Source organism: Ciceribacter sp. RN22 (assembly GCF_024054295.1).
Lineage (GTDB): Bacteria > Pseudomonadota > Alphaproteobacteria > Rhizobiales > Rhizobiaceae > Allorhizobium > Allorhizobium lividum.
The window spans coordinates 1-26,594 of the sequence record NZ_JAMXLD010000002.1; the positions used below are offsets into that span (position 1 = coordinate 1).

General features: G+C 59.2%; 24 protein-coding genes and 1 pseudogene. 16 read left to right on the forward strand and 9 right to left on the reverse strand.

The window, feature by feature from the left end; all coding sequences use genetic code 11:
- Positions 1 to 918 precede the first annotated feature (918 nt).
- On the forward strand, positions 919 to 1,620 hold the full coding sequence (locus NHF53_RS15110) for an IS6 family transposase (RefSeq protein WP_252834988.1): 702 nt from the start codon (positions 919 to 921) through the stop codon (positions 1,618 to 1,620).
- Between the two features lie 197 nt (positions 1,621 to 1,817).
- Here NHF53_RS15110 and NHF53_RS15115 read toward each other — a convergent pair whose 3' ends face one another.
- Together NHF53_RS15115 and NHF53_RS15120 are read right to left on the reverse strand one after the other, a co-directional pair.
- Entirely contained in the window at positions 1,818 to 2,195 is a 378-nt protein-coding gene (locus tag NHF53_RS15115; protein ID WP_252834989.1) for an antibiotic biosynthesis monooxygenase, read from the reverse strand.
- 15 nt (positions 2,196 to 2,210) lie between these two features.
- Positions 2,211 to 3,191, reverse strand: coding sequence for a DUF6282 family protein (locus tag NHF53_RS15120; protein ID WP_252834990.1), 981 nt, complete (start codon positions 3,189 to 3,191; stop codon positions 2,211 to 2,213).
- A 233-nt stretch (positions 3,192 to 3,424) separates the two neighbouring features.
- Between NHF53_RS15120 and NHF53_RS15125 the strand changes: the two genes are divergently transcribed.
- From NHF53_RS15125 to NHF53_RS15165, 9 genes are all read left to right on the forward strand, one after another.
- Positions 3,425 to 4,369, forward strand: coding sequence for a LysR family transcriptional regulator (locus NHF53_RS15125; RefSeq protein WP_252834991.1), 945 nt, complete (start codon positions 3,425 to 3,427; stop codon positions 4,367 to 4,369).
- A 187-nt stretch (positions 4,370 to 4,556) separates the two neighbouring features.
- Positions 4,557 to 5,174: a flavin reductase family protein gene (locus NHF53_RS15130; RefSeq protein WP_252834992.1), complete on the forward strand. Its 618-nt coding sequence runs from the start codon at positions 4,557 to 4,559 to the stop codon at positions 5,172 to 5,174.
- A 112-nt stretch (positions 5,175 to 5,286) separates the two neighbouring features.
- Entirely contained in the window at positions 5,287 to 6,330 is a 1,044-nt protein-coding gene (locus tag NHF53_RS15135) for a hypothetical protein (protein WP_252834993.1), read from the forward strand.
- A gap of 12 nt (positions 6,331 to 6,342) precedes the next feature.
- Entirely contained in the window at positions 6,343 to 7,539 is a 1,197-nt protein-coding gene (locus tag NHF53_RS15140) for an isocitrate/isopropylmalate dehydrogenase family protein (protein ID WP_252834994.1), read from the forward strand.
- Positions 7,539 to 8,210 (forward strand): RraA family protein, encoded by a 672-nt coding sequence (locus NHF53_RS15145; protein ID WP_252834995.1) that lies wholly within the window; start codon positions 7,539 to 7,541, stop codon positions 8,208 to 8,210. Before NHF53_RS15140 ends, NHF53_RS15145 begins: the two co-directional genes overlap by 1 nt.
- Positions 8,211 to 8,443: 233 nt before the next feature.
- Positions 8,444 to 9,433, forward strand: coding sequence for a nitronate monooxygenase family protein (locus NHF53_RS15150; RefSeq protein WP_252834996.1), 990 nt, complete (start codon positions 8,444 to 8,446; stop codon positions 9,431 to 9,433).
- Between the two features lie 9 nt (positions 9,434 to 9,442).
- Positions 9,443 to 10,282, forward strand: a complete 840-nt coding sequence (locus NHF53_RS15155) for a hypothetical protein (protein WP_252834997.1) — start codon at positions 9,443 to 9,445, stop codon at positions 10,280 to 10,282.
- A 148-nt stretch (positions 10,283 to 10,430) separates the two neighbouring features.
- Positions 10,431 to 11,609 (forward strand): LLM class flavin-dependent oxidoreductase, encoded by a 1,179-nt coding sequence (locus tag NHF53_RS15160; RefSeq protein WP_252834998.1) that lies wholly within the window; start codon positions 10,431 to 10,433, stop codon positions 11,607 to 11,609.
- Between the two features lie 594 nt (positions 11,610 to 12,203).
- Positions 12,204 to 13,391 carry an MFS transporter gene (locus NHF53_RS15165; protein ID WP_252834999.1) on the forward strand — a complete coding sequence of 396 codons (1,188 nt, stop codon included), beginning with the start codon at positions 12,204 to 12,206 and terminating at the stop codon, positions 13,389 to 13,391.
- 156 nt (positions 13,392 to 13,547) lie between these two features.
- Here the strand turns inward: NHF53_RS15165 and NHF53_RS15170 are convergent, their stop codons facing one another.
- The 5 genes and pseudogenes from NHF53_RS15170 to NHF53_RS15190 all read right to left on the reverse strand — a co-directional run bounded on the left by NHF53_RS15170 (position 13,548) and on the right by NHF53_RS15190 (position 17,951).
- Positions 13,548 to 14,744 (reverse strand): acyltransferase, encoded by a 1,197-nt coding sequence (locus tag NHF53_RS15170; protein ID WP_252835000.1) that lies wholly within the window; start codon positions 14,742 to 14,744, stop codon positions 13,548 to 13,550.
- Between the two features lie 312 nt (positions 14,745 to 15,056).
- Positions 15,057 to 16,262: a serine hydrolase gene (locus tag NHF53_RS15175; RefSeq protein WP_252835001.1), complete on the reverse strand. Its 1,206-nt coding sequence runs from the start codon at positions 16,260 to 16,262 to the stop codon at positions 15,057 to 15,059.
- A gap of 350 nt (positions 16,263 to 16,612) precedes the next feature.
- Complete coding sequence (locus NHF53_RS15180; protein ID WP_252835002.1) at positions 16,613 to 16,987, reverse strand: hypothetical protein; 375 nt, start codon at positions 16,985 to 16,987, stop codon at positions 16,613 to 16,615.
- A 45-nt stretch (positions 16,988 to 17,032) separates the two neighbouring features.
- A pseudogene (locus tag NHF53_RS15185) lies at positions 17,033 to 17,311 on the reverse strand (ATP-binding protein); the annotation flags it as partial.
- Between the two features lie 118 nt (positions 17,312 to 17,429).
- Positions 17,430 to 17,951: a transposase gene (locus NHF53_RS15190; protein ID WP_374591205.1), complete on the reverse strand. Its 522-nt coding sequence runs from the start codon at positions 17,949 to 17,951 to the stop codon at positions 17,430 to 17,432.
- 132 nt (positions 17,952 to 18,083) lie between these two features.
- On the opposite strand from NHF53_RS15190, the gene NHF53_RS15195 reads away from it, so the two are divergent.
- The 6 genes from NHF53_RS15195 to NHF53_RS15220 all read left to right on the forward strand — a co-directional run bounded on the left by NHF53_RS15195 (position 18,084) and on the right by NHF53_RS15220 (position 24,410).
- On the forward strand, positions 18,084 to 19,100 hold the full coding sequence (locus tag NHF53_RS15195) for a zinc-binding alcohol dehydrogenase family protein (protein ID WP_252835977.1): 1,017 nt from the start codon (positions 18,084 to 18,086) through the stop codon (positions 19,098 to 19,100).
- Positions 19,093 to 20,613 (forward strand): sugar ABC transporter ATP-binding protein, encoded by a 1,521-nt coding sequence (locus NHF53_RS15200; protein ID WP_252835003.1) that lies wholly within the window; start codon positions 19,093 to 19,095, stop codon positions 20,611 to 20,613. The genes NHF53_RS15195 and NHF53_RS15200 overlap by 8 nt, the downstream gene beginning before the upstream one ends.
- Positions 20,610 to 21,602, forward strand: coding sequence for an ABC transporter permease (locus tag NHF53_RS15205; RefSeq protein WP_252835004.1), 993 nt, complete (start codon positions 20,610 to 20,612; stop codon positions 21,600 to 21,602). The genes NHF53_RS15200 and NHF53_RS15205 overlap by 4 nt, the downstream gene beginning before the upstream one ends.
- A gap of 95 nt (positions 21,603 to 21,697) precedes the next feature.
- Positions 21,698 to 22,645 (forward strand): ABC transporter substrate-binding protein, encoded by a 948-nt coding sequence (locus tag NHF53_RS15210; RefSeq protein ID WP_114364158.1) that lies wholly within the window; start codon positions 21,698 to 21,700, stop codon positions 22,643 to 22,645.
- Between the two features lie 62 nt (positions 22,646 to 22,707).
- Positions 22,708 to 23,481 carry an SDR family oxidoreductase gene (locus NHF53_RS15215; RefSeq protein ID WP_252835005.1) on the forward strand — a complete coding sequence of 258 codons (774 nt, stop codon included), beginning with the start codon at positions 22,708 to 22,710 and terminating at the stop codon, positions 23,479 to 23,481.
- Positions 23,482 to 23,507: 26 nt separating this feature from the next.
- A complete protein-coding gene (locus NHF53_RS15220) occupies positions 23,508 to 24,410 on the forward strand; it encodes a GntR family transcriptional regulator (protein WP_252835006.1) in 903 nt (300 codons plus the stop codon).
- Positions 24,411 to 24,457: 47 nt separating this feature from the next.
- Here the strand turns inward: NHF53_RS15220 and NHF53_RS15225 are convergent, their stop codons facing one another.
- A complete protein-coding gene (locus tag NHF53_RS15225; RefSeq protein ID WP_252835007.1) occupies positions 24,458 to 25,735 on the reverse strand; it encodes an L-fuconate dehydratase in 1,278 nt (425 codons plus the stop codon).
- Between the two features lie 28 nt (positions 25,736 to 25,763).
- Positions 25,764 to 26,594: fumarylacetoacetate hydrolase family protein (locus NHF53_RS15230; protein ID WP_252835008.1), on the reverse strand; the 831-nt coding region annotated here is incomplete at its 5' end.

The window sequence follows — 26,594 nt, forward strand, 5'->3', positions numbered from 1 at the left end:
GGGAGTCGTCGACAGCCAATGAAGGGTTGGTGCTCATTATGCGCTTGCTCTCAAATAACGGTATTCAGGCAATTCTAGCCTCGTAACCGTTATTATCCGCGATTCTCTGCAAGAGACAAGGCAGGCCGCAATATGAGCCGGTCGACGCGATTGCCAACACGGCGGGACGGCGATGCGAAAACGACGGATTCTGCATGTGTTTCCATCGCTTACGAGGATCGCTCGCCGGCGGCGAGGCTCTATAGTATGGCCGGTTTCCGATAGCCGGCGGGCCTGCTCCTGCTGCGATATGATGGCCCGAGCGGACTGAAGCGTTGCGACTCACCCGACTCATCCGGTGCGACTCGGTCGGCGGCTCGCGCTCATTCTGGCGATTTGACCGCGTTTTTCCAGCCGTGTGCCGGCCCTGTTCCGCAAGGATAAGGGAGGGGTTTTACCGGCACCGTTCGGCAGCGAACGCGCTCCAAACAGGTTCTGGATGGCGCTGGTCCCCCGAGGGGGCAAGCCCGATGGCGATCTTGCCCGTCCGCCGCGACGATGCTCGTCGGGATGTGGAGGATCGGGTTGTATTCGATGTGCTCAGCGTGACCGTGCTCCGGGAAAAGCCAGGTCGAGGCTTATCTGCTCTTGCGGTGGCGCGCGAAAAGAGGGATGATTTCATGGCTTGCAGCGGGATGCGATGACAGGGATTTAGCTTGATCCTGGCGCTGACAGGCAAATTCCCCTGAGTAAGGCACATTATCGTTCGTTATTCATTGGCGACGGGCCGTGCGGTTTATGTCGATTTTGGTGGAATAAACTGCACTGCCTAGATGTGCTCCCCGGTATAGATTCGCTCGCCAACCCCGCCGCTTCGATCTTTCTGCTGGGCATCGTCAATTTGACGGAATGTGGAACTTGATGTGCGAATGACGGGCCATGACAGACCGTGATCCACTCTATCGTCGGCATCGCTTCCCCGCTGACGTCATTGCCCACGCTGTGTGGCTCTATTTCCGTTTCCCTCTGAACCTGCGAATGGTTGAGGACTTGCTGGCTGCCCGCGGGATCATCGTCTCCCACCAAACCGTCCGGCTGTGGGCGGAGAAGTTCGGCCGCACTTTTGCCAACGAGATCCGTCGTCGGTCATCCGGTCGGCTTGGGGAAAAGTGGCATCTCGATGAAGCCGTTGTTTCAATCCGCGGCAAGAAGCATTGGCTGTGGCGTGCTGTGGATCAGGGCGGTTTCGTGTTGGACGTTCTCGTGCAAAGCCGCCGAAATGCCAAGGCCGCCAAGCGCCTGATGCGCAAGCTCTTGAAGGGCCAGGGACGATCGCCGCGGGTGATGATTACTGACAAGCTGCGATCCTACGGCGCAGCCAAGCGGGAGATCATGCCCGATGTCGAGCATCGCTCCCACAAAGGGTTGAACAATCGGGCGGAGAATTCTCACCAGCCAGTCCGGCGACGAGAGCGGATCATGAAGCGCTTCAAGTCGCAGCGACATCTACAACGATTTGTCTCTATCCACGATCCGATCGCCAACCTGTTTCACATCCCGCGCCACGACATAACCTCCAGCCATCATCGCGAACTGCGCGCGGAGGCGATGAGCCTGTGGGCGAAGATTGCCCGAGCATGAGAATATCTGCGGATAGCGTCTTTCGCTGGCCCTGCGTCCATTAACTTTACGATGCCTCCACATTCCGTTAAATTGACGATGCCGCTACGGGCCTTGTTACGCTTGGATATGACCGGCTATGTAAAAAGGGCAAACGCCGAATGGGCACAGGTGAAGACACAGCCCGACCCGTGAACGACAACGTCGCGGGGCTTCGACTATAGGCTCGCCGCAGTTTCCGTAGTTTCGGTTCCTTCGGCCTGCGCGGGAAGAAAGACATCCGACAGGGTGTAAAGATGAAACTCCCAAGTTCCCGTTTCCTTCAAGCCGTTATAACGGTCCAGAAATTCCTGGTCCGAGAATATGGACTTGAAATCCTCCTCATTGCGCCATAAGGCGTGATTGATAACGGTTTTGCCGTCGGTACTGCGGTAGAGGCGACTCCAGCGGAAGCCGGGGATCGTGTCGGCAACATATTGTACCGTTTTCCGCAAGACATCCAATGCGGCATCCTGCTTACCCTCATCGACATGAACGACATTGACAAGCATGATGCCGCTTTTATCGTGCAGGAAAAAATTGACCGGGAGATTCATAGGCTTTCTCCTTGTTTATGATGGCAATTCCAGCATTCTCAGAGGATTGTTACGTGTTATGTCGTCGATGCGACCGTGGCTGAGGCCGGCTCTGCCGAACCAGATGCGGGTTAGATCGATCCACTCACCGATATCGGGCTGGCTCGGTTGTCCGAGGTCGGAGCTGTAAATAACATTCCGGACATCCCGCAAAACGGCGAAAAAATCGGCGTCGTCCTGATAACCCAACAGGTAGGTCAGGGCGCATTGCTCGATAAAAACGCCCGAAGCCTGAGAAATCTCGCCCAGGTCATGCGCCGATAATCCGGTCAACGGATTGGCCGGTTGATTGAGCATCAGTCGCGGCACATTCAGCGCGAGCGCGGCGTCGATCAGACGGTAGACTTCGCCGCGACTGGCGTGGCCCGAGGAAACCACGATCGGCGCGTCACACGCCAAGCGCAGAATGTCCATGACTTGCGGAAGAAGACGGCCGGTATCATCTGAAATCGTCAGCGGCTGAATGGCCCTGTCACCGTCGCGCAAAATGGAGTGTCTGAGGTCGCGCGCCAGGCGGCTCTTGTGGGCGCGGCCGGTTACGGTCGGCAGATGAACGATCAGGCGGCCATTGCCCGTGTCGCTCTGGCACAATGAACGTTCGATCACCCGGCGATCTATGCCACCTACGATTTCGTTCAGCACCACGGACCCGGAAACGGGCGCGCCGGCCCGACGAGCCTCCGTGGCCTGGGCCGCCGTGCAGCCGAGATGATTCTTCAGAACCACCCAACCACCGAATTCGCCATAAAGTTGTCCTGCTGCAATGGCCCCATGCCGACGCAGATAGGCGTCCGGATCAGCATGATAGTGAATGTCTATGAAGTTTGCATCGGAAATGTGATGCGTATTTTTTCCAAAATCTGAAGAAACACCCGAGTGCTCTGGATAAAATGGGTTATTTCCCTTCTTTTTTGCGCCATCGCAAACTCGATCAATTTCAATGATGTCGAATTTCATCGAAAGATACCTTCAGTCCCTGTGATTTAAAATAAGATAATCTCCATATTTTGCGCATACGCCTGTATTTTCTTCGTTTTTCTTTCCAAGAGGAGAGAGCCGTGTTTGACCACAGAATTTGAGAGGTATCCAAACAAATACGCGAAAAGTAGCATATCAACGCGCGGAGATTGCGCTATGGCGGTCTTTTTCCGCTCTATCTGGACCGGACATTCCTTAATAAAGGAGGTTTCATGGATAACTTGAGCAGATTCGCATTGTTTGTGCAGGTCGTGGAGACCGGTAGTTTCGTTGCCGCCGGGCGGCAACTCGGTATCTCGGCTTCGGCGGTGGGCAAGAGTGTCACGCGGCTCGAAGAGCGATTGGGCGTCAGCCTGTTCCGCCGCAGCACACGCAGCATAAGCCTGACGGAGGAAGGTGAGATTTTCCTCAATCATTGCCGGCGCATTCTGACGGAAATCGACGACATCGAACTGGAATTGTCGCGACGCATGAAGCAGCCAAAGGGGAAACTCAAGATCACAATGCCGCTCGTGAATCAGTTGCTGCTGCCGGTCCTTGCCAAATTCGGCGAAAGATTTCCGGAAATCGAACTCGATCTGGATTTCAGCGATCGCATTGTCGATGTGGTCAACGAAGGTTTCGATGCCGCGGTTCGCACCGGCGATCTTTCCGACTCCCGCCTGATGACGCGGCGTCTTGGCACCTTTCGCATGATGCTCGTTGCCGCACCGGCCTATCTCGCCGCGCAAGGCAGGCCGGACAGTGCAACGGAACTGGCAGATCACGCGTGCCTGCGGCACAAATGGCTTCATTCCGGCAAACTGGAGGACTGGCCGATTGACAATTGCGATATCCAGATACCCACCACAATTGTCTCCAACAACATCGAAGCTCTGATCTATTTTGTCCGCGACGGCAGGGGCATAGCTTGCCTTCCAGATTTCGCAGTCCGCGACGACATTGCCAACGGCGATCTCGTCCACATTTTGCCTGACGACATCACGAACGTCGGAACCTTCAGGATACTGTGGCCCGCGAGCAAACACATGTCGCCGCGTATCCGGGCGCTCGTGGACTTCATGGTCTCAACGATGGCAACCAGCTTCGTAGCGCAGGGTGAGATGCCATCTACAAGATTAAGAAAACAACAAAAAATGGAAAAATTGCCGTCATGATGCAAAGCATGACAATGCCTGCTCATTGGGGACTCCGTAGTCCACACATAATGAACTCCGAGCCTGTTTCTCACTCTTTGCATCATCGTTAATCTGACTATCAGAGGATGAGAAAGATAAAAATAAGATAAATTTATTAAGAGCATCGCCTGGGAGGAGAGCCCCGTAGTCACGATCGAGGTTCACCATGACGCCTATTTCTAAGACGCCAGTACCCAACGACCAATCGACCTATATCGCGGACTTCGCAAGCCGCTCGACTGCCATAGAAGAGAGGGCAGTCGCAGGACGTTCCAATAGCTGGAGCGCGACGGCGACGACCGATGAGTTCAAAAAAGGTATGCGCCGGCTAGCAGGCGGTGTGTGTCTTATTACCACTTTTGCGCATGATCAGCCCTCCGGTCTTGTCGCCACTTCCGTCAACTCCCTTTCCATGGAACCGCCATCCCTCCTGGTTTGCGTCGGCCGGGGTTCCAATAGCCACGACAGTTTCGTCAATTCCGGCTTTTTCTGTGTCAATCTGTTGAATAGCGCGGATGAAGATCTTGCCCGATTGTTTGGTGATCCTTCAATGCGCGCGCAACGTTTCGCAAAGGGAAACTGGGAACGGCTGATGACAGGCGCTCCCGCCCTTAACGGTGCGCTGGCCAATTTCGACTGCAAACTGGTCCGGCAGTTCGAATATGGTTCGCACTCCATCTTCGTCGGCGAGGTTTGCCAGATCCGTTTGGCCTCCGAAGATATATCGCCATTGATATACTTGAACGGCGCCTACACCTCCTGCGCCTCAGGCGCGCTCACCTAACGTCTCGTCCCGACCGAAAGCTTCGCGAAAACGGGGTCGCAATGCGGCCACGCGGGCCGTCGTACGGCTAAAATAAATAGCGAACTATATTTTACAACGAAAGGAGCTACCAATGAACCCGGTCAAAATACTAGACGTCACCCTGCGTGACGGTGGATATCGCAACAATTTCGGCTTTACCCAAGATTTCGCCGTCAGTGCGGTACGGGCATTGTCCGAGGCGGGAATTCCGTTCATCGAGGTCGGTTATTGGAACGGCCCATTTGTACGCAAACCGGGACTCGGTTTGACAAGCCGCGTTGACGGCGCATACCTGGATACCTTGTCGGAGGCCGCCGGCGGGCGAACAAACCTTTGCGTGATGGTCCACCCACGCAATGTCGATGACGAAGACTTCGCGGAAATCGTCCGCCACGATGTGGAAATGATCCGCGTCTGCCTGCGCGACGACCAGTTGGAAGAAGGGCTGGCGACTATATCGCTCGCGAAAAAACACGGTTTCATGGTCAGCGCGAACATCACGCGGGCAACCGAACTACCGCTGTCGACGATCGCGCTGATTGCTACATTGTCGGAGCGCGCCGGTGCCGACCTCATTTGCATCGCCGATTCCAACGGAAGCATGATCCCCGCTGATGTCCAGCGCATTTTTGCCAGACTGACGTCGACGGTCGGCACGCCGCTGGGTTTTCATGCCCATAACAATCTGTCTCTGGCATTGTCCAACGCCGCAGCCGCTATCGACGCCGGCGTGGAATATATCGACGTCGCGATTTCGGGTATGGGCAAGGGTGCCGGCAATCTGCATCTGGCCATGCTGATCGCCTATCTGGAAAGGGTCGGCAGACGCCACGATTACGATCTGGTCAAGGCGATGCAGTTATCGGCCTATGCCGCTGAAGCCGTCGCGCAAAACAGTGCCCCGGTTCCGCTCGTGGATATCATGCTCGGCGCCTACAATTTTTCCTTCGACATCCGGCAGAAGCTATCGGCTCAGGCGGGCACGGAACAGGCGCTTTTCAGTGCAATGCACGCGCTGCATGAAAGCGAACGCAAGCGCCCTAGACCACCCGCACGCACCGGCTCGCCGGAGGGGCATGCCTTCATGCCTTCACGCGAGATGCTGGCAGCCGTCGGCCATTCCCTCCAGTCCTGAAGGAAAACCGTCATGTTTATGCAGCGTGAAATTGGTCAGGGCCGCACCGCGTCCTTGAAACTATGCGTGTTGCCAGGCGACGGCATCGGCACCGAAGTCACCGAACTTGCATTACCGGTTTTCGACGCCCTGAATATCGGTTGCGTTTTCGATCTCGGCGATATCGGCTGGGAATGCTGGAAGGCAGGGGGCGATCCCGTACCGCCGGAGACATGGCAGAAAATCGCCGACAACGACGTAACTCTGCTCGGGGCCGTCACCAGCAAACCGTTGAGAGAGGCGGAAGCGGCGCTGCCGCCGCATTTACAGGGCAAAGGACACCCTTTCGTTTCACCGGTCGTTCAGTTGCGGCAGAAACTTGGACTTTTCGCCAATATCCGACCGGTGACGGATGTTCTCGGCAATGACCGTTTCCGCTTCACGGTCATCCGGGAAAATACCGAAGGGCTTTATGCGGGACTGGATTTCGGCGAGATCCCGGAGGCATTCGAACCACTGTTAAAAACACGCGAAAGCCGGGGAGCGCCCTGGAGCCGCAACGGCGCCGGCGACGCTTCCATGGCCGTACGGTTGCAGACACGCGCCGGCCTTTTCCGCCTGTTTCGTTTCGCCTTCGACTATGCCCGTCGTCAGGGTTTCGAAAAGGTGACCTGGGCGGACAAACCCAATGTCTTGCGACACAGTGGAGCTTTTGCACGCGAATGCCTCGAAGCCGTTGCCGCGGAATATCCCGACATCGACTGGGCAATCGAAAACATCGATGCGATCGCGCTCTGGATGGTGCGTCGGCCCGAACGCTTCGGCGTTATTGTCGCGGAAAATATGTTCGGCGACATTTTGTCGGATCTGGGCGCTGGCGTCATGGGCGGTCTCGGCTTTGCGCCGAGCGCGAATATCGGCGAAGCGGGCGCCTATTTCGAACCGGTTCACGGCAGTGCTCCCCAATATGTCGGGCAAGGCAAGGTCAATCCCAGCGCCATGTTCCTGACCATTGCGCTTCTGCTTGAACATCTCGGGCGTCGTGCCGAGGCGACCGCGATCGAAAATGCGGTTTCCCAAGTTGCCCGCTCGGAATGCCGTACCTACGACCTGGGCGGGAAGGCGACGACAGATGAAGTCGCCGCCGCCATTCTGGAGCGGGTCCGCGCCTTGCACCCCGCCGTCGCGCAACCGGACTCCGCACGAAAAATCATGGAAAGGACTGCCTGATGGATGCCAATCTGATTGCGCGAGTAAGAAAGCTCGACACCGCCGCCCTGTCCGATGCACTCGACAGCCTGGCCATCGCCGGCACCTTGGAAGGGCTAGCCGCACAGGTGCCCGGCTCGCGTTGTGCCGGCCCAGCTTATACCGTGCTCTACGAGCCCGTTTCTGACCGTGAAGGCTTCAAGAACGCCGCCAACTACATCGACGACGTTCCGGAAGGTGCTGTGATCGTATCCAGCAACAACGGCCGTACGGACTGCACCACGTGGGGCGATATCATGACTCATGTCGCCAGTACGCGCGGGATCGCGGGGACGCTGATCGATGGCGCGGCGCGCGATATCGAAATTGTCAGGCGCTTGAACTACCCGCTTTTCAGCCGCGCCGTCTTCATGCGCTCGGGCAAGAACAGGGTACAAATGAAGGCAGTCCAGGTGCCGCTCGAGATCGCGGGGGTGACGATCAGGCCCGGCGATCTGATCGTCGCCGACAGCAACGGCTGTGTGGCGATCCCCGCTGATCAGGCGCAGGAGGTTATCGCCAGAGCGGAAGCAGTGGAGGCGACGGAGCGCAATATCTTGGCCGCAGTCGAAAACGGAATGAGCCTGGCGCAGGCGCGGAGGCTACATCGCTACGATCAACCCTGGCTGCCTCAGACCGCGGTTGCGTCATAGGCGCGAACCTCGCCGGACCGGCCAACACAGCCAAGGGCGCGTGGCGCGGACATGCCGAAATATTTCCATTGGAGCGTTTCCACTTTCCGATGGATCGCAAAACGCTCCAACCTTTTGTTTTTACGTAAATCCGGACGCGAAGCCGGCATCTGCCTTTCCTGGACTTGCTTGAGGCCAACGGCATTCCCGATTGCTGCCGACTGGAAGCGACCCGCTTAGAACTGGAGATTCCAATGTCCTTTTTTCAATCGCGTGTCACCGATTTGTTCAATATCCGTCACCCGCTCGTTCTCGCGCCGATGGGCGGCGCGTCCGGCGGCTTGCTGGCCAGTTCGGTTTCTGAGGCGGGTGGCCTCGGTCTCGTCGGCGCCAGTTATGGCGATCCCGACTGGATGAAGGTCGAGCTGGCGATGATGGAAGACCTGAACGTGCCATGGGGCGTGGGGCTGGTGATGTTCACTGTTGCCAAGAATTTCGGTCTTCTCGATCTGGCGCTGTCCTATCGGCCCGATGTCGTGGCTCTATCTTTCGGCGATCCCGAACCGTTTATCGGGCCGATCCATAAGGCCGGAGCGCTAGCGGTCGTACAGATCCACGAAATGGAACAGGCTCATGCGGCGATAGCCGCCGGTGCCGACGCCTTGATAGTACAGGGCGCAGAGGCGGGAGGGCATAGCCTGCGCCGGGCCACCCTGCCGTTCATCCCCGCTGTTCGGGATGCCGTGGGCGATGCGGTGCCATTGATCGCAGCCGGCGGAATAGCTGACGGGCGCGGCTTGATGGCTGCGCTGGCGTTGGGCGCGGATGCGGCAATGCTGGGCACCCGTTTCCTGGCCAGCAACGAGGCGTTACCGAGCCGCGAGGTCAAGTGCAAGGTGGTCGAAGCCAAAGCCGGCGCAACCGTCAGAACACGCATCTTCGACATGGTCAGGGGAATCGACTGGCCAGCCGAATATTCAGGCCGCGCTTTGAAGAACGATTTCAGTGCGACATGGGTCGACAGGCCTGAGGAAATGGCGGCTGCCGGTCGTCCGGTGCGCGACGCCTATGCCGAGGCTATCAAGGCCGACGATGTCAATGTCCGTGCCATATGGGCAGGCGAGGTTCTGGATCTGATTCGCGACATACGCCCGGCGGCCGAACTGGTCGACACGATCATGGCCGAAGCCGCGGTGACGTTAGCCGGTCTGAATAAGACCTTCGCCGTCCTCGAACCGACCTGAGAGGCGGTCATGGAAAATAGCCCGGACATGATTTTCTCTTCCACCATAGAGTCTCACCGGAGCTTGAGCCGAGCCGCAACGGTGGCAGCGCATAGCGTGTCGGCGCGGTTCGGTGCTGGAGACCGGCAGGCCGTTCTTCTGTCTCCCATCCTGCCGCAATGGGATGGCGGCGCCTATTTTCAACCGCTTATCCGCCAGCTTGCAGCGGCCGGTTTCGAGGTCACGGTGTTCGACACCCTGTCCCTGCTCGTGGATTCGACCATGACTTTCGGGGACCTTGCTACCGTCTGGGCGGAGCGCCTGGCGGCCGTGCCGCGCATCGATCTTATCGGGGGTGCGGCGCTCGGTGGCAGCATCGTGCAATCGATATTGTTATGCGACGGGATCGCGCAGATCCCGGATGCAATACTCGTTTCCGCGCCGACGGTCACGGATCCGGCGCTCAATGAAAAGCTGCTCGACATGGCGCGGCTGGCCCGTGAGGTCGGCGCAGCCGCTGCACTTAGGAAACTGGCGTTGCTCGTGACCGCCGAGACGAAGGCGGCGGAAATACCCGACAAGGACGCCTTTGTTGCCCTGGAAACGCCACAAGTGCGGTCCCGCTTGACAAATGGCTTCACCATGCTTGCCGGAATCGATCTAAGGCCTCAGGTCGGTGCCTTCGGCGGGCGGCTGCTGCATCTTTATGGTCGGGATTCGCGGCTGGTACGCAGCAGCAATATTGCCGTGGCCCATCACGATGGCCACGCAATGGTGGGTTTCGAGGATTGCGGAATGCGCCCGCTCGGCGACTTTCCCGACCGGGCGGCCCAGGAAATCGCGGTCCATTTCGATCTCCTGGTGCCCTGACGAGCGTTGCCCGGCGCTTGAAGCCGGGCGGTGCATCCCAATGGTCCGGTGTCGAACGGCATTTGGATCTATCGAGGCGACTGCCGCAACCGAGGTAGCCGCGGAGTGCCAAAACGCAACAATATTATTCTTGAAAAGGAGAGGTGGCATGACTGAGCATTTCGTAAAGCCCAATCCCGTCAGAACCAGCAGAAACCGGATGAAACTCGGTGTTTTCGCGCTCAATATCGATGGCGGCTGCACCTTGACCAATGCGCCGGAGCGCTTGCGTGCCGCCAATTGGAACGACAATCTCGCCGTTGCCAAGACCGCAGACAAGGCGGGATTGGAGCTTTTGCTGCCAGTCGGTCGCTGGCGCGGCTACGGCGGCGAGAGCAACCCCATGGGGGTAACCCTCGAGACCTACACCTGGGCTGCCGGTCTTGCTTCCGTGACCGATCAGATTGGCCTTTTCACCACTTCCCACCTGTCCACCGTCAATCCAGTCTTCGCGGCCAAACAGGCCGTCACGATAGACCACATCAGCGGCGGTCGCTTCGGCCTCAACATGATCTGCGGCTGGTATGAAGCGGAAATGCGCATGTTCAATGGCGCGATGATGGAGCACGATACGCGCTACGATTTCGCCGATGAATGGATCGCCATTGCCAAACGAGCTTGGGAAGAACGGGACACGTTCGATTATCATGGTCGTTTCTTCAACGTTTCAGACGTGTTTTCCGAGCCTAAGCCGCTCAACAGGCCGTTTCTGATGAATGCTGGTGGCTCGCCGCGTGGAAAGCGCTTTTGTGCACAACATTGCGACGCCGCCTTTCTGATCCTGAAATACATGGATGGGGAGGAGGCCGTGAGAGCGCAGATCCAAAGCTATCGCGATCTGGCCGCCGAATTCGGCCGTGAATTGCAGGTCTGGTGCTACGCCTATGTGGTGCAGGCCGACAGCGTTACCGAGGCGGAACGCTATCTCGACTATTACGTCAACCAGATGGGCAACGACATCGCCTGCGACAACGTCACGAAGGAAATCGGGATTCAAAGCGGCATGTTTGCCTCGACTGAAGATGCGTTGCGCTCGCGGTATCATTTCAAGGCGGGTTTCGCCGGCCTGCCGCTCGTCGGCACGCCGGAAATGATCGCCAGCGAACTAGAACGCTATTCCGATCTCGGTCTCGACGGCGTTTGCCTGACCTGGCTCGACTATCATGCGGGCATCAACAACTTCGTACGCGACGTGCTGCCGTTGATGGAGCGGCGCGGATTGCGCGAGCGTTATGATCCCGTTGGAAAATATGTCGGCGTGGACGAACCCCTCAGCTTGACGGCATAGAGCGGGGTGGCGAAATCGCCTGCGCCTTTCGCCCGAAATTCCACCATAATTCATTGTTCCTGACCAGGGGTCATGTTTTCGACCAAACAGGTCAAAAAAACCATCGCGAGCCAATGTATCGACCCGAAAATCGACATCGATTCTCGGAAAGCACAATGCTCGACTACAAAATCCCGAGGCGAACCGTTTCTTGGACTTAGAAGCGTCGCAGCAGACCGTCGTGCAATAATCTCCGCGTACCGTCCTGGTACGCGGAGATGCGCGTTGTGTACGTTGACCAGATGTCTGCGACGATAGAGCGCCGTTCGTCCGAACGGACCCGCAAAGCGCTCTATATTATCGAAAACACGATGCGCTGGTCCCGCGCAGGCGCCTGAAAAGCGGTAGCGCTGCCATATGCCCAACCTGCTCACGCGCGCGCGGCATAGAGCACCATTCTGGACAATTCTGTCCTTTTTGAAGGGAATGGCATCTTGTTTATCACCGCAGCCGAGCCGGGTAATGAAACATAGTTCGCGCGGACAATGACGGCAATCGCCAGCCGGACCGGCCGGTTTGGTAGGTCTTTCACAGCTTCAGAAACAAAGGTGAAACATGAACACGACAGTCGCAGACCGGCTGCCGTTGGCGGGGCTTCTTGCCCTGGCGATGGCCAGCTTCATCACGATCTTGACGGAAGCGCTGCCCGCCGGGCTTCTACCCCAGATGTCAGCGAGTCTCGGCGTTTCAAATGCGCTGGTCGGTCAGTTGGTAACGGTTTACGCCATCGGTTCGCTGGTCGCTGCCATCCCTATTACGGCCGCAACGCGAGGCTGGCGTCGCAGGCCGCTCTTGCTAGCGGCCATATTCGGTTTCGCGATCGCCAACAGCGTGACCGCCGTCTCGACGGATTACACATTGACGCTTTGCTTCCGTTTCGTTGCTGGCGTTTCCGCCGGACTTTTGTGGGCGCTGTTAGCCGGTTATGCGAGCCGTATGGCGCCGCTTCACCTGAAAGGACGGGCCATGGCCATCGCCATGGCCGGAACGCCCGTGGCTCTGTCCCTCGGTGTGCCGGCGGGCACGTTTCTCGGCACCGCCGTCGGCTGGCGCTACACTTTCGTGGTCATGAGCATATTCGCAGTGGTGTTGATCGGCTGGATATCGTGGAAAGTGCAAGACTATCCAGGAGAGCCGGCATCCAAGCGCGTGCCGATGGGCAAGGTCGTTACCATACCGGGCATCGCAACCGTGCTTTTCGTAACCTGCGCTTTCGTGCTGGCGCATAATATACTTTACACATACGTCGCTCCCTTTCTGGTGTCCGCAGGGCTCGATGACAAAGTGGATACGGTTTTGCTGATCTTCGGCGTGGCCTCGCTCGCAAGCATTTGGATCACGGGGGTGTTGATCGATCTCTATCTGCGCGAACTGGCGCTCGCAGCCACGGTTTTGTTTCTCACGGTTGCAATCGCCTTCGGATTCGCCGGTCAGCAACCGCTGATCATCTATGTGGGCTGCGCACTCTGGGGATTGTCGTTCGGTGGCGTTGCAACCCTCTTCCAAACAGCCCTGGCCAACGCGGCCGGAGACTCGGCGGATATTGCGCAGTCGATGCTGGTCACGGTTTGGAATGTCGCAATTGCGGCGGGCGGTTTCATCGGAGGGATCCTGCTGGAAGCCACTGGCGTTAGCTCGTTTTTCTGGGCTATTTCCGCTTTGCTATTCGCATCCCTGCTCGTGGTGGCACGGGCAGCCCGGCACGGATTTCCATCCTCCTCGGCCTTCTCCGTCAAAGCGTGATATTTCAGGCATTTGCCAATGAACGGTTCGGGGACGGGTTACTATGGCAGGACAAAAAAGCGCCGCGTGTAAACAACACACGCGGCGCTTTTTCGAGAATCGGAAGCGGTTCATTTCCGTTCCAGCGCTATCGCCGGAGCTGGCCGTTCACGCGCATCAGGTGGCTTGGACTTCGCGGCGAATGGCCGCGGGTCTGCTCCAGCGCTTCATCGCAGGTTGCTCGACGAAGGTGAAAAGACACCACCCGGCCAGGATCGAGGCCAGTAGTGTCGTTGCCACGATGACCGTCGCGGTAAAGAAGGTGAAGTGTTGACCTGCAAGCAGGATGGTCACCGCCGTCATGACGATCAGATGGATCATGTAGAAGCCGAACGATATCTCTCCAAGCTTGACGAAAGTGCGTCCGGCAAAGATGCTGCTCTCGCCGCGTGTATCCCGATCGGCCAGTGCCGTGATGAGGATGGCGATGGGAGCGATGGTCGCCAGGTTGAGGCTGAATTGAAACGGTACGAGGCCGGCGGCGATATAACCTCCGAGCATGATGGCAGACGCGACCGCCATGGGAATACGCGGCCAAAGGCCGGCCTTGAGAATACGCGCCATCAGCATGCCCAGAACGAATTCGAACAGACGAAGCGGCGGCAGGAAATACGCGACCCACCATTGTTCAAGCGAGATCGGATATTCGGCAATCTGCGGTTCACCGGGTACGAAGCGGGCGACGGCAATTTGAGTCAATGCAAGCCCTGCCACCATTGCGACCGCCCAGAACCAGAGCTTTGACGGGCTTATGCGTTCCACGAGCCTGAAGAGAAACGGGAAAGACAGGTAGAAGAACAACTCGCAGCACAAGGACCAGGATGGCCCGTTCATGCCGAGAAAGATGTTGATGTCGGGAATCCAGGAATGGATCAGCAGCAGGTTTGGTATCGCCGCCGAGAGCGCGGTCACCGGGCCGCTGAACACCAGAAGGGCAAGAAGCCAGGCCACGGCATGATTGGGGTAGATCTTGGCGATGCGCCGCCGCCAGAAAGCCGTGGCAGGATCGCCCGGCCGGGCCGACCAGGTGACGACGAAACCGCTCAAAACGAAGAAAAACGAAACGCCGACCCAACCACCGACGCTGAAGAGCCGCTGGAAGACGCTGACAACGGTTTCGTCGGCATAGGGATTGAAGCCGATGATCTTCGTCAGGGATGCGTGGAAGAAGAATACGAAAAGGGCTGCGACGAACCGCAACCCCGTCAGGGAATCCAGTCTGCTCTGCATTCTTTCGGGCTGTACTTGACTATACGACATCGTTGTCACCTCTCTTCTGGTTAAAAAAAGCGAAGGGCGTTCGTCGCGGCTCACCGCCCATGGGCGAGACACGAACAGTCGGGATTGTTTTCGTTTGGCATGCGGACCCGCAGTCCGTGAGCGCGATGTGGTGCGCCCCACGGATTTTTCGGTCTATCGTTGCCACTGGGATTGCTCCCAATCGCTTCAATTTTCGGGTCTGTTTGCTAGAGCCCCGTGCGTTGGAACTGACGCCTAAAGGACGCTCTATCCTATTGAAACGACGGATCGTGCCTTCCGAAAATCGATTTCGGTTTTCGAGCCGATACTCTAGGGTGGCATGCGGATACTCGGCCCAGCGGGCATCAAGTCATCCCGATCTGGATTTCAGCGAGGTTCGCGAAGGCCGGCATAAACCGCTTCGCACAAATCGACCGTAAACTGGCCGTACATGCCTTCGAAGGCCGTATTGGTGAACGCCACCACGGTCAGACGCTCAAAGGGGTCGACGAACCAGGAATGGCCATAGGCACCGCCAAGCCGCCAACTGCCGATCGATTCGGGCGTGCCAGCAGCAGCCGGATCCTTGAGAACGGTGAACCCAAGACCGAAGGCGCGTCCGGGCCAAGCAACAAGTTCAAGATCGCCGGTCTGGGGTCTGGCCATTTCATTGACCAAGGACTTTGGTAACAGATTTCCCCCACCACCGCGAAGCGCTTCAAGAAATCTAAGGAAATCGCCGGCTGAGCCGACCATGCCCGAACCGCCTGAGTGAAAGGCATCCGTATCTAGGGCCCGGTCCGGCTCGAGCTGAATGCCGGCGGTGTTTTCAAAGACCTCCACCGTCTCACATCCCTGCATGCGCCGTGGAACGGGTGTATCGTTGAGATAGGCAGCCGCGAGCCGCGCCGGATCCTTGACGGCGAAACCGGTATCCGAAAGCTGCAGCGGACCCGTCACTAGATCCTCAACAGCCTGTCCAAGGCTCGTGCCATGTGCACGTGCAATCACGCCCCCCAGCACGTCTGTTGCAATGGAATAGCCCCAATTCCGGCCGGGCTCGTATACGAGAGGCGCTTGGCCAAGGCGTTTGAGGTTTTCCTCCAGCGAAAGGCCCGAGCGCTCCATGCCGTCCGAAACCCCCAGCCGGCGATAATCGCCGCCCCTCCCCTCTTCGAGAAAGCCATAGGTAAGACCCGCCATATGGGAGAGCAGATGTCTTACCGTGATCGCCACAACCTGGCCATCCGGCATGACCGGCTGAAACTCGGGCAACCAATTGCTGACCGGATCGTCCAGTCCGATGCGACCCCGCGCCACCAGCGATAGCGCTGCGGCACTGACATAGGGCTTCGATACCGAAGACAAGCGGAACAGGGTGTTCGGCTGCATGGTCTTGCCGTTTTCACGGTCCGCCATGCCCGCGGCGCGCTGGTATAGCAGTTCGCTGTTGCGAGCCACCAGCACAACCGCGCCAACCAGACGCAAATCCGACAATGCTTGTTCGATCACGGCATCGATCTTGCGGCCCAGTTCAGCGCCGCTGGTTGTGGCGCTAAGCTTAAAAGATTGAATGAGTTGACTAATTGCCATCGGTTCGCCGCCTTCATTGTTGCAATGCAGCGATGCTACGGGCGTTATAAAAACAAAAAAAGCGACTCCCCGTCCTGTTTGAAAGGACGGAATGGTCCGTAATTCAGTGCGCCGCCAATGACTCGGTTGCAAGAACTCGTTGACGCCCGATAAAAAGCGGACGCCTCTAAGCGAGATTTTTGGTGAGCGATTTCAAGTGGCGTCATTTGCAGCTGTCGCTTGCCGCTCAAATGTAAGAATGTGCAAATTCCTCCAATTTGCGGCACTTAATTGTGCGGACCTACTACAGCCGTTTCTCAAATTAATCGGATCTGAGTACATCTGAGTACAATGTGTTTCCTACGCTGCGTTTACGATGAATGGGAGCGAAGCGCGTTTGGTTGGTAGCAAATGTGGATTGCGTTGCGCCTTATCGATGGGAAGGGGGCATCCATGGCAACGAGCCCCTGAGACCGCAGGCCATGCCAGAAATCCGCAGGTTCCTTCGCGTTGAGAGCAGCGTGGTTCTCCAAAATGCGATCGGGCTTGCTCGCTCTTGAATGATCACGGCCGCCGCGGTTTGCGCGAGGCAAAAAAAGCAGCGCCGCTGCCTTGATTGGAACGTTGTACTCTGTGTGCAGCGCTTTGATCTTCTCGACTTTGGCCACGATTTCCCTCGGCACCAGCCCATGCTCGAAGTGGGTGCCGCCGGCGATCACGTCGGAGCCTGTAAGGACACCGATCACGATATCAACACCCTTTGCCTCTGCGGCGATTTTTCTGAGAGGGCTTCAGCCGGCCTTTCTGGCGCGGCTTTGGGTGAGACGATAGCTGTCGCCATTCATCTCAAGGATACTGACGTGGTGGGTGATACGATCAAGCAGCGCGCCGGTCAGGCGCTCTGACCCCAGTGTTTCCGTCCATTCGTCGAACGGAAGATTGCTGGTGATCAGCGTGGCACCCCGGTCGTAGCGTTGCGAGATCAGCTCGAACAGCAATTCCGCGCCGGTCTTGGAGAGCGGCACGAAGCCCAGTTCATCGATGATCAGCAGGTTATAGGCGTACAATTGGAGACCTCGAATTACCGTTGAATTGGTGATCTGCGACGCGGCGTGATGGCTGTTGGCGGCTTTGCCTGCGATTTCATGCTGGATTCGTGGTGTCATCGCCCCCTTCGGGGCAGCCGCGTCATGCGGCGGCGCGGCGTCCTTCGTGGAAGACGTATCGGAGCATGTTGTAGGCGATATTGGCCATACCGATCTTCACCGTCGCCCTGCTGATGCCAATCGTGCGAATGAAGAGCTTCATCTTGTCCTTTTGCCTGGCGAAGACATGCTCGACGGCGGACCTGATCTTTGATCGTCGTCCGTTTGCCCGCGACATCGTTTCCGGCATTGGCTTGCCCTTCGGCTTTCGCTGGTGGATGTCCGACTTCAGGCCATTGTCTTTCAGCCATTCCTCGTTGGTCTTCGAGCGGTAGGCGCTGTCGGCCCAGACGGTCGAGGCTGTATTGCCCTTGGTGACGACGTTCCTGAGCTGAGCGCCGTCATGGGCGGCCGCACTCGTCACCGTCCATCCCCGGATGAAGCCGTGCACCCGGTCGATGCCGGCATGGCTCTTGTAACCGAACATCGGAATGGCGATGTCATGCTGGCTGCTCGCGGCTGATGTCGGCGGGGTGGACCGTCCCGCCTGAACCGTTCGCCGCATCGTTCCACCGTGCCTGTGTCGATCTGCTCAAAAAAATAAAAAACATTTGCACCGATCGCAGGATGTCTATAATCATAAAAAACATAATGTCTGGGAGGACAAATGAGCAGTCAATCGACATCGGTCCGTCGCATGGTGAGCGGCGTGTGTGTGGAACCGGGCGAGTTTCGTCTGCTTGAAAGAGATCTGCCGGTCGCCGCGCCTGAGGGGTGGGTTCTCGTAGACCTCGCCGCCGCAGGCCTTTGCGGCACGGACTATCACATCTTTGAGGGCAAGCATCCTTACCTGGAGTATCCGCGTGTCATCGGTCACGAGCTTTCAGGCTATGTGGCGGAGGATGCCGAGGGGTGGAAGAAGGGCCAGCTCGTCACCATCAATCCTTACATAGCCTGCGGCAAGTGTCGCGCCTGCCTGCGCGGCAAGCCGAACTGCTGCATGTCGATCGGCGTTCTCGGCGTCCACCGGGACGGCGGGATGTGCGAACGGATCGCGGTTCCGGCGAGCAACCTCTACGACGCGTCCAGGCTGTCGGAACGGGATGCGGCCCTCGTTGAGTTTCTTGCAATCGGTGCCCATGCGGTCCGCCGCTCCGAAGCCGCCTCCGGCGACCGGGTTCTCGTTACCGGAGCCGGACCGATCGGCCTGGGGGCAGCCCTCTTTGCTCGCCTGGCCGGCGCGGAAGTCCACATTATGGACATGAGCGAAGAGCGTCTCGGGTCGGCGAGATCGCTAGGCTTCTCGCATCTTCATCTGGCCGACCAGCCTCTCCTCGTGGGAGAACTCGAAGACGGTTTTGATGTCGTTTTCGATGCGACCGGAAATCCCAAGGCGATGGAAGCGGGCTTTCTTCATGTCGCCCATGGCGGCACCTATGTGCTGGTGTCCGTCGTCAAGGGTGATCTCACCTTCTCCGACGCCGAGTTCCACAAACGCGAAATGAGACTCGTCGGCAGCCGGAACGCACAGACGCCCGACTTCCTACATGTGATGGAGGCGCTGTCCTCGGGCGCGATCGACGGCAGCAAACTCGTCTCGACCGTCCTGTCCCTCGACGAGTTGCCGAAAAGACTGCCGGAGCTGGCCGCTGATCGGTCAGGGCTCATCAAGGCGCTGGTCGCTTTGCCAGCCTGGAGGTCGGGCCATGCATGAACTCATCAAGCTCGAGGCGATCGACAAGCGTTTCCCCGGCGTTCACGCGTTGAAGGGCGTGAGCTTTGACCTGTTTGCCGGTGAGGTTCACGCCCTGATGGGCGAGAACGGGGCGGGAAAGTCAACGCTGATGAAAGTTCTGTCCGGCATATGGCAGCCGGATGGGGGAACGATCCGTATTGCCGGAGAAGAGGTCACCATCCCCAGTCCGCATGCCGCCCAGGCGCTCGGCATCGGGATGATCCATCAGGAGCTCGCCCTGATGAACGACCTGACCGTCGCCCAGAACATCTTTATCGGTCGCGAGCCGCGCAAGAGCTTCTGGCGCCTCGACGAGGCCGCCCTCAACCAGGCGGCGCAGGACATATTCTCGGCAATGAACATTTCCATCGACCCCAGGGCCGAGGTCCGGACCTTGTCGGTCGCCCAGCAACAGATGGTCGAGATCGCCAAGAGCCTTTCCCACAAGTCTCGCGTGCTCGTCATGGACGAGCCGACCGCCGCACTCAATGACAAGGAGGTCCACGATCTCTTCACGATCATCGAGAGGCTGAAGTCGGAGGGCGTGGGGATCGTCTACATCAGCCACAAGATGGACGAGATCAAGAAGATCGCGGATCGGGTGACGGTGATGCGGGACGGCGCCTATGTCGGCACGGTCAAGGCGTCGGACACACCGATTTCGACGATCATCTCGATGATGGTCGGGCGCGAACTGGAAAATACCGAGGTGGACATTCCCGACCTATCCGATGCGCCGGTCGCATTGGAGGTCCGCGGGCTTTCGCGAGGCAAGGCGGTCCAGGACGTCGGTTTCACTGTAAAGGCGGGCGAGATCCTCGGCTTTGCCGGCCTTATGGGTGCCGGACGGACCGAGGTCGCCAGACTGATCTTCGGCGCCGACCGCAGAGATGCCGGGGAAATCGTCGTCCACGGCAAGACGGCCTCGATCAGCAGTCCGAAGGACGCGGTGGCGGCCGGCATCGGCTATCTCTCCGAGGATCGCAAGCATCTCGGGCTGGCGCTCGGCCTCGACGTCACCGCCAATGTCGGATTGCCCAATCTCGCCCGCTTTTCGAACAGCTTCGGCGTCATCGCGGACGCCAAACTCGGCAGCGTCACGCGCGACTACATCAAGCAGTTGAGCATCCGGACACCGTCCGAACGCCAGGAGGTCCGGCTGTTGTCGGGAGGCAATCAGCAGAAAGTCGTTCTGGCAAAATGGCTCCTGCGCAACTGCGATATCCTGATCTTCGACGAACCGACGCGCGGCATCGACATCGGTGCGAAGTCGGAAATCTACCGGCTGCTGCAATCGCTTGCGCGCGACGGCAAGGCAATCATCGTCATCTCGTCGGAACTTCCCGAGGTGCTCAGGTTGTCACACCGGATCGCGGTGATGTGCGAAGGACGGCTGACGGGCATCCTCCCCGGAGGAAAGGCGACAACACAAGAAGAGATAATGCACCTGGCCACACAGCGCCGGGGAGAGTTGGGGGGAGAGGCGGCATGACGCTGACGGTTCAAAACGAAATAAAGAAGAAGGCATCATCCGGGGTCCATCAGAAGCTTCTGGCTTCCGCCAGCCTGATCGTGATGCTGATCTTCTTCAGCCTCGCCTCCGACAAGTTCCTGCAAACCTCGAACCTCATCGGTATCCTCCAGGCGACCTCCGTCAACGGGGTGCTGGCCGTGGCGGTCACGATGGTGATCATAACCGGCGGCATCGATCTTTCCGTCGGGACATTGATGACGTTCACGGCGGTGATCGCCGGCGTCGTCCTGACCTATCTCGGAATGCCGCTGCCGCTCGGCATCGTCGCTGCGATCGGAACGGGCGCTCTCTGTGGGTTCGTCTCCGGGACGCTCATCGCCCGCATGAAGATCCCGCCCTTCATCGCGACGCTCGGCATGATGCTTATCCTGAAGGGCCTGTCGCTGGTCATCTCCGGAACAAAGCCCATCTACTTCAATGGAACGCCGGGCTTCTCGCAGATCTCGACGGGCTCCTTGATCGGCACCGTGGTTCCTTTCCTCCCGATCCCGAACGGCGTGCTCGTTCTTTTCGTCCTCGCCGTATTCGTGGCGTTCGTCCTCAATCGCACGGCTCTCGGCCGCTATACGTTCGCCCTCGGATCGAACGAAGAGGCTGCCCGACTTTCCGGCGTGAACACCGATTTCTGGAAGGTCTGCGTTTACAGCCTGTCGGGTGGTATCTGCGGGATCGCCGGACTGATCATCGCGTCCCGGCTGAATTCCGCGCAACCCGCGCTGGGTCTCGGCTACGAACTCGACGCCATCGCCGCTGTCGTCATCGGGGGAACGTCCCTTGCGGGTGGGCGGGGTTCGGTCCTCGGCACCATCATCGGCGCTTTCATCATGTCCGTCCTTTTGAACGGGCTCCGGATCCTGTCCGTCGCACAGGAATGGCAGACGGTCGTGACCGGGATGATCATCATATTGGCGGTCTATGCCGACATGGTTCGCCGCCAACGCATGTGAGGAGCATGCAAGTCTTTGCCGAGAAGGGCGGACAACGTCCCGCAAGGCAGTCTCAATCGTAGCAACGGCATATTGCCGAAAAATGGAGGAGTGAAATGATTACGAGACGTAGCATCATGGCAGCGCTGAGCGCGGTTGCCATTCTGAGCGCCGGAGGGGCGGCATATGCTCAGGACAAGACCTACATTCCGCTGATTTCGAAGGGCTTCCAGCACCAGTTCTGGCAGGCCGTGAAGGCGGGTGCCGACAAGGCCGCGGCCGAATTCAACGTCGAAGTGACCTTCGAAGGCCCCGACAACGAAACGCAGGTCGACAAGCAGATCGACATGCTGTCCGCCGCGCTCGCCAAGAACCCGCAGGCGATCGGCTTCGCCGCGCTTGATACCCAGGCCGCCATCCCGCTTCTGAAACAGGCACAGGATGCGAAGATCCCGGTCATCGCATTCGACTCCGGCGTCGACAGCGACATTCCCGCCACGACGGCAACGACCGACAACGTCGCAGCGGCAGCGCTTGCGGCCGACAAGATGGCCGAGCTGATCGGTGATGCGGGCAAGGTCGCCCTGGTGGTCCACGACCAGACCTCGCGGACCGGCATCGACCGTCGCGACGGCTTTGTGAACCAGATGAAGGCGAAGCATCCGAACATCGAGATCGTCGACATCCAGTACGGCGGCGGTGACCAGCTGCAGTCGACCGAAATCGCCAAGGCAATCCTTGCGGCGAACTCGGACCTGAAGGGCTTCTTCGGTGCAAATGAAGGCTCTGCGATCGGCATCGTCAATGCCATCAAGGAAACCGGCACCAAGGGCATAACCGTGATCGGCTACGATTCCGGTACCGCGCAGAAGCAGGCGATCAAGGATGGTGTCATGGCCGGCGCCATCACGCAGAACCCGGTCGGCATCGGCTACGAGACCGTCAAGGCGGCCGTCGCGGCGATCAAGGGAGAGACCCTCCCGAAGACGATCGACACCGGCTTCTACTGGTACGACAAGACCAACATGGACAGCCCGGAAATCTCGGCCGTTCTCTACGATTGATCTAACCGGACCTGCCGGCCTGCCTGTGCGGGCCGGCAGTTTCCCAGTGTGGCAGATATCTCATGAATCTTGGACTTGAAGGCAAAGTCATCGTCGTTACCGGTGGTGCGGCTGGGATCGGCGGGGCGATTACCGAAATGCTGGCGGAAGAAGGGGCTCGCCCCGTCATCTTCGCGCGACGCGCTCCGGACCCCCAGTGGTTCGCCTCTCTCGGCGGAAAGGCAACCTTCGTCGAGGTCGAGCTTTCGCGGGACGAAGAATGCCGCAAGGCGGTCGAGGAGACCCGGGAGCGTTTCGGAACCGTCTACGGTCTCGTCAACAATGCCGGCATCAACGACGGCGTCGGCATCGAGGCCGGGCCGGAAGCCTTCCGCGCCTCGCTCGAAAAGAACCTGATTCATTACTATACGCTCGTCCATCTCTTGGCTGATGATTTCCGCAAGTCCAAGGGTGCGATCGTCAACATCAGTTCCAAGACGGCCGTGACCGGCCAGGGCGGGACATCCGCCTATGTTGCGGCGAAAGCGGCACAGCTCGGCCTGACGCGCGAATGGGCCGCCGCGTTTGCCGGCGATGGTGTCCGCGTCAATGCAGTCCTCCCCGCGGAGGTGATGACGCCGCTTTACGAACGCTGGATTGCGACCTTTGACAATCCGTCGGAAAAGCTGGCGGAGATCACCTCACGCATTCCGCTCGGCCAGCGCATGACGGAGGCCCGCGAAATCGCCGCCATGGCGGTCTTTGCACTCTCGCAGCAGGCCCTGCATCTCACCGGGCAATGGCTCTTCGTCGACGGCGGCTATACACATCTCGACCGGGCACTTGCAGGCGTGTGATGATGCGGCCCCAACCTGGAGCATGAATGGCGCGGACTGACGAACGGTTTCGAGAGGCGTTCAACGAAGCGCTCGACCTTTGCAAGACGATGACCGCAGGCGATCACCTGCCGTCTGAAAACGACCTGGCGAAGCGGCTCGACGTCAGCCGCACGGTCGTGCGCGCCATTCTGGAAAAGCTGCAGGACGCGAAGATCATCACCTGGGTCGGCCGGCAGAAGCAGCTCCTGAGAACGCCGGGAGACAAGGACCGGCTGGAAGTCCAGACCGGCCAGATCACCGAGCAGCAACTCGAACGGCAGTTCCTCGACTGGATTCTTCGCTTCGACGTTGCACCGGGAACGGCACTGAACGTTGCGAAGCTGAGGCGGCAGTTTTCCGTCACGCCCCAGATGCTGCACGAGTTCCTGGCTTCTCTCAGCCGGTTTGGTCTCGTCCGGCGCAGACCGAAAGGGGGCTGGCAACTTCTCGGTTTCACGCCGGAGTTCGCGATCGAACTGTCGGAATTCCGAATGATCCTGGAGCTGAATGCGGTGTCCCATCTGGTGCGTCTGCCGCCTGAAGATCCCATCTGGGCACGGCTCGACGAACTCGAGCGGAAGCATCGAGAGCTCGCCGCCGAAATCGACAAACGCTTCCACGACTTTTCGCTGCTGGACGAAGAATTCCACACACTGATCGGCAGTGCGGTCCGCAACCGCTTTGCCGCGGAGTTCCAGAAGATCGTGGCGCTGATCTTCCATTACCACTTCCAGTGGGACAAGACGCTTGAACGCCAGCGAAACGAGGCGGCCATCGGCGAGCATCTGCGACTGATTGCGGCACTGAAGGCGCGGGATGTGGCCGCCGCGCAGACGGCGATGACCGACCATCTCAGCACGTCCAAACAGACTCTCCTTTCTTCGCTGCGCGTTCACGCCCTGGCCTGAGACGGCATAGGGGGCGGAGGCTGTCCTCCGCCTCCCCTGAAGCCTGTTCAGCCGCCGAAGCGGAATTGCGAGAGCGTTTCGGCCTTCATCTCGATCGAGAAACCGGGCAGCTTCGGCGGCATGTAGGCCGCGTTTTCGATCCGGCAGGGTTCGAGGAAATGCTCGTGGAGATGATCGACATACTCGATGACGCGGCCTTCCTTGGTGCCGGCGACGACGAGATAGTCGATCATCGAGAGGTGCTGGACGTATTCGCAGAGGCCGACACCGCCGGCGTGCGGCCAGACCGGCAGCTGGTACTTCGCGGCCATCAGCAGTACCGCCAGCACCTCGTTCAGTCCGCCCATCCGGCAGCTGTCGATCTGGACGATATCGATGGCGCCGCCCGCGATCATCTGCTTGAAGACGATGCGGTTCTGGCACATCTCGCCGGTCGCGACCTTGATCGGCGCGATCGCCTCGCGGATCTTCTTGTGGCCTGCGATATCGTCGGGGCTCGTCGGCTCCTCGATGAAGTACGGCTTGTAAGGCGCGAGCTCCTTCATCCATTCGATCGCCTGTCCGACTTCCCAGACCTGGTTGGCATCGATCATCATGAAGCGATCGTCGCCGATCACTTCGCGCGCGATCCTGAGACGACGCTTGTCGTCCTCAAGATCTCGACCGACCTTCAGTTTGATGTGGGTGAAGCCCTCGTCGACGGCCTCCTGGCAGAGGCGGCGGAGCTTTTCGTCGGAATAGCCGAGCCAGCCGGCCGAGGTCGTGTAGCAGGGATAACCTTCCTTCTCGAGGAGGGCGATGCGTTCCGCCTTGCCGGTCTCCGCTTTCCGGAGGATGTCGAGAGCCACTTCGGGCGTCAGCGCGTCGGTCAGGTAGCGGAAGTCGACGATCGAGACGATCTCTTCCGGCGACATGTCGGCGACGAGCTGCCAGACCGGCTTACCGGCCTCCTTGGCCCAGAGATCCCAGACGGCGTTGACGACCGCGCCGGTGGCGAGATGCATCGCACCCTTGTCCGGTCCGATCCAGCGCAACTGGCTGTCACCGGTGAGATAATGCCAGAAGCGGCCCGGATTGGCCTTCACCCAGTCGAGGTCCAGTCCGACGACGAGGTGCTCCAGCGCATCGATCGCCGCGCAGCAGATCTCGTTGCCGCGGCCGATCGTGAAGGTGAGGCCGTGACCTTCGAGACCGGGCGTGTCGGTGCCCAGTACCACATAGGCAGCCGAGTAGTCCGGATCCGGGTTCATCGCGTCCGAACCGTCGAGGCTCTGCGAGGTGGGAAAACGCAGGTCGATGCTGCGCAGGCTGGTTATCTTGGTCATGGCAGTCGCCCTGTCTTTCTTCCAATCATCAATCGGCTCTGAAGGTCTGTTTTTGTGTGCCGAGGCCCTGGATACCGAGTTCGACGGTGTCGCCGTCCCTGAGGTAGCGGGGCGGCTTCATGCCCATTCCGACGCCGGGGGGCGTACCGGTGGAGATGACGTCGCCGGGGTGCAGGCTCATGAACTGGCTCAAGTAGGAGACGAGGAAGGCGACGCCGTAGACCATGGTGGCAGAGGTTCCGTTCTGCATGGTCTCGCCGTTGACGGTCAGCCACATGGCAAGGTCCTGCGGGTCGGCGATCTCGTCCCTGGTGACGAGCCAGGGGCCGATCGGCCCGAAGGTGTCGCAGGACTTGCCCTTGGTCCACTGGCCGGCGCGCTCGGTCTGGAAGGCGCGCTCGGAGACGTCGTGGGAGACGCAGTAGCCGGCGACATAGTCGAGGGCGTCGGCCTCGGAGACATATTTTGCGGTCTTGCCGATGACGACGCCGAGCTCGACCTCCCAGTCGGTCTTTTCCGAGCCGCGGGGGATCTGGACATCGTCATTGGGGCCGCAGATGGCCGAGGTCGCCTTCATGAAGATCACCGGCTCGGGTGGCACGGCCATGCCGCTCTCGGCGGCATGGTCGGAATAGTTGAGCCCGATGCAGATGAACTTGCCGGTGCCGGCAACGCAAGCACCGATGCGGTCCACGGCAAGTTCCGGAAGGCTCGCCGGGTCGATCGCTGCGATCTTTTGAAGGCCTTCGGGGGAGATGGCTGCACCGCCGATATCGGCGACATGGGCGGAGAGATCGCGGACCTTGCCGTCCTTGTCGAGGAGGGCCGGCTTTTCCTGGCCGGGCGGGCCGACGCGCAT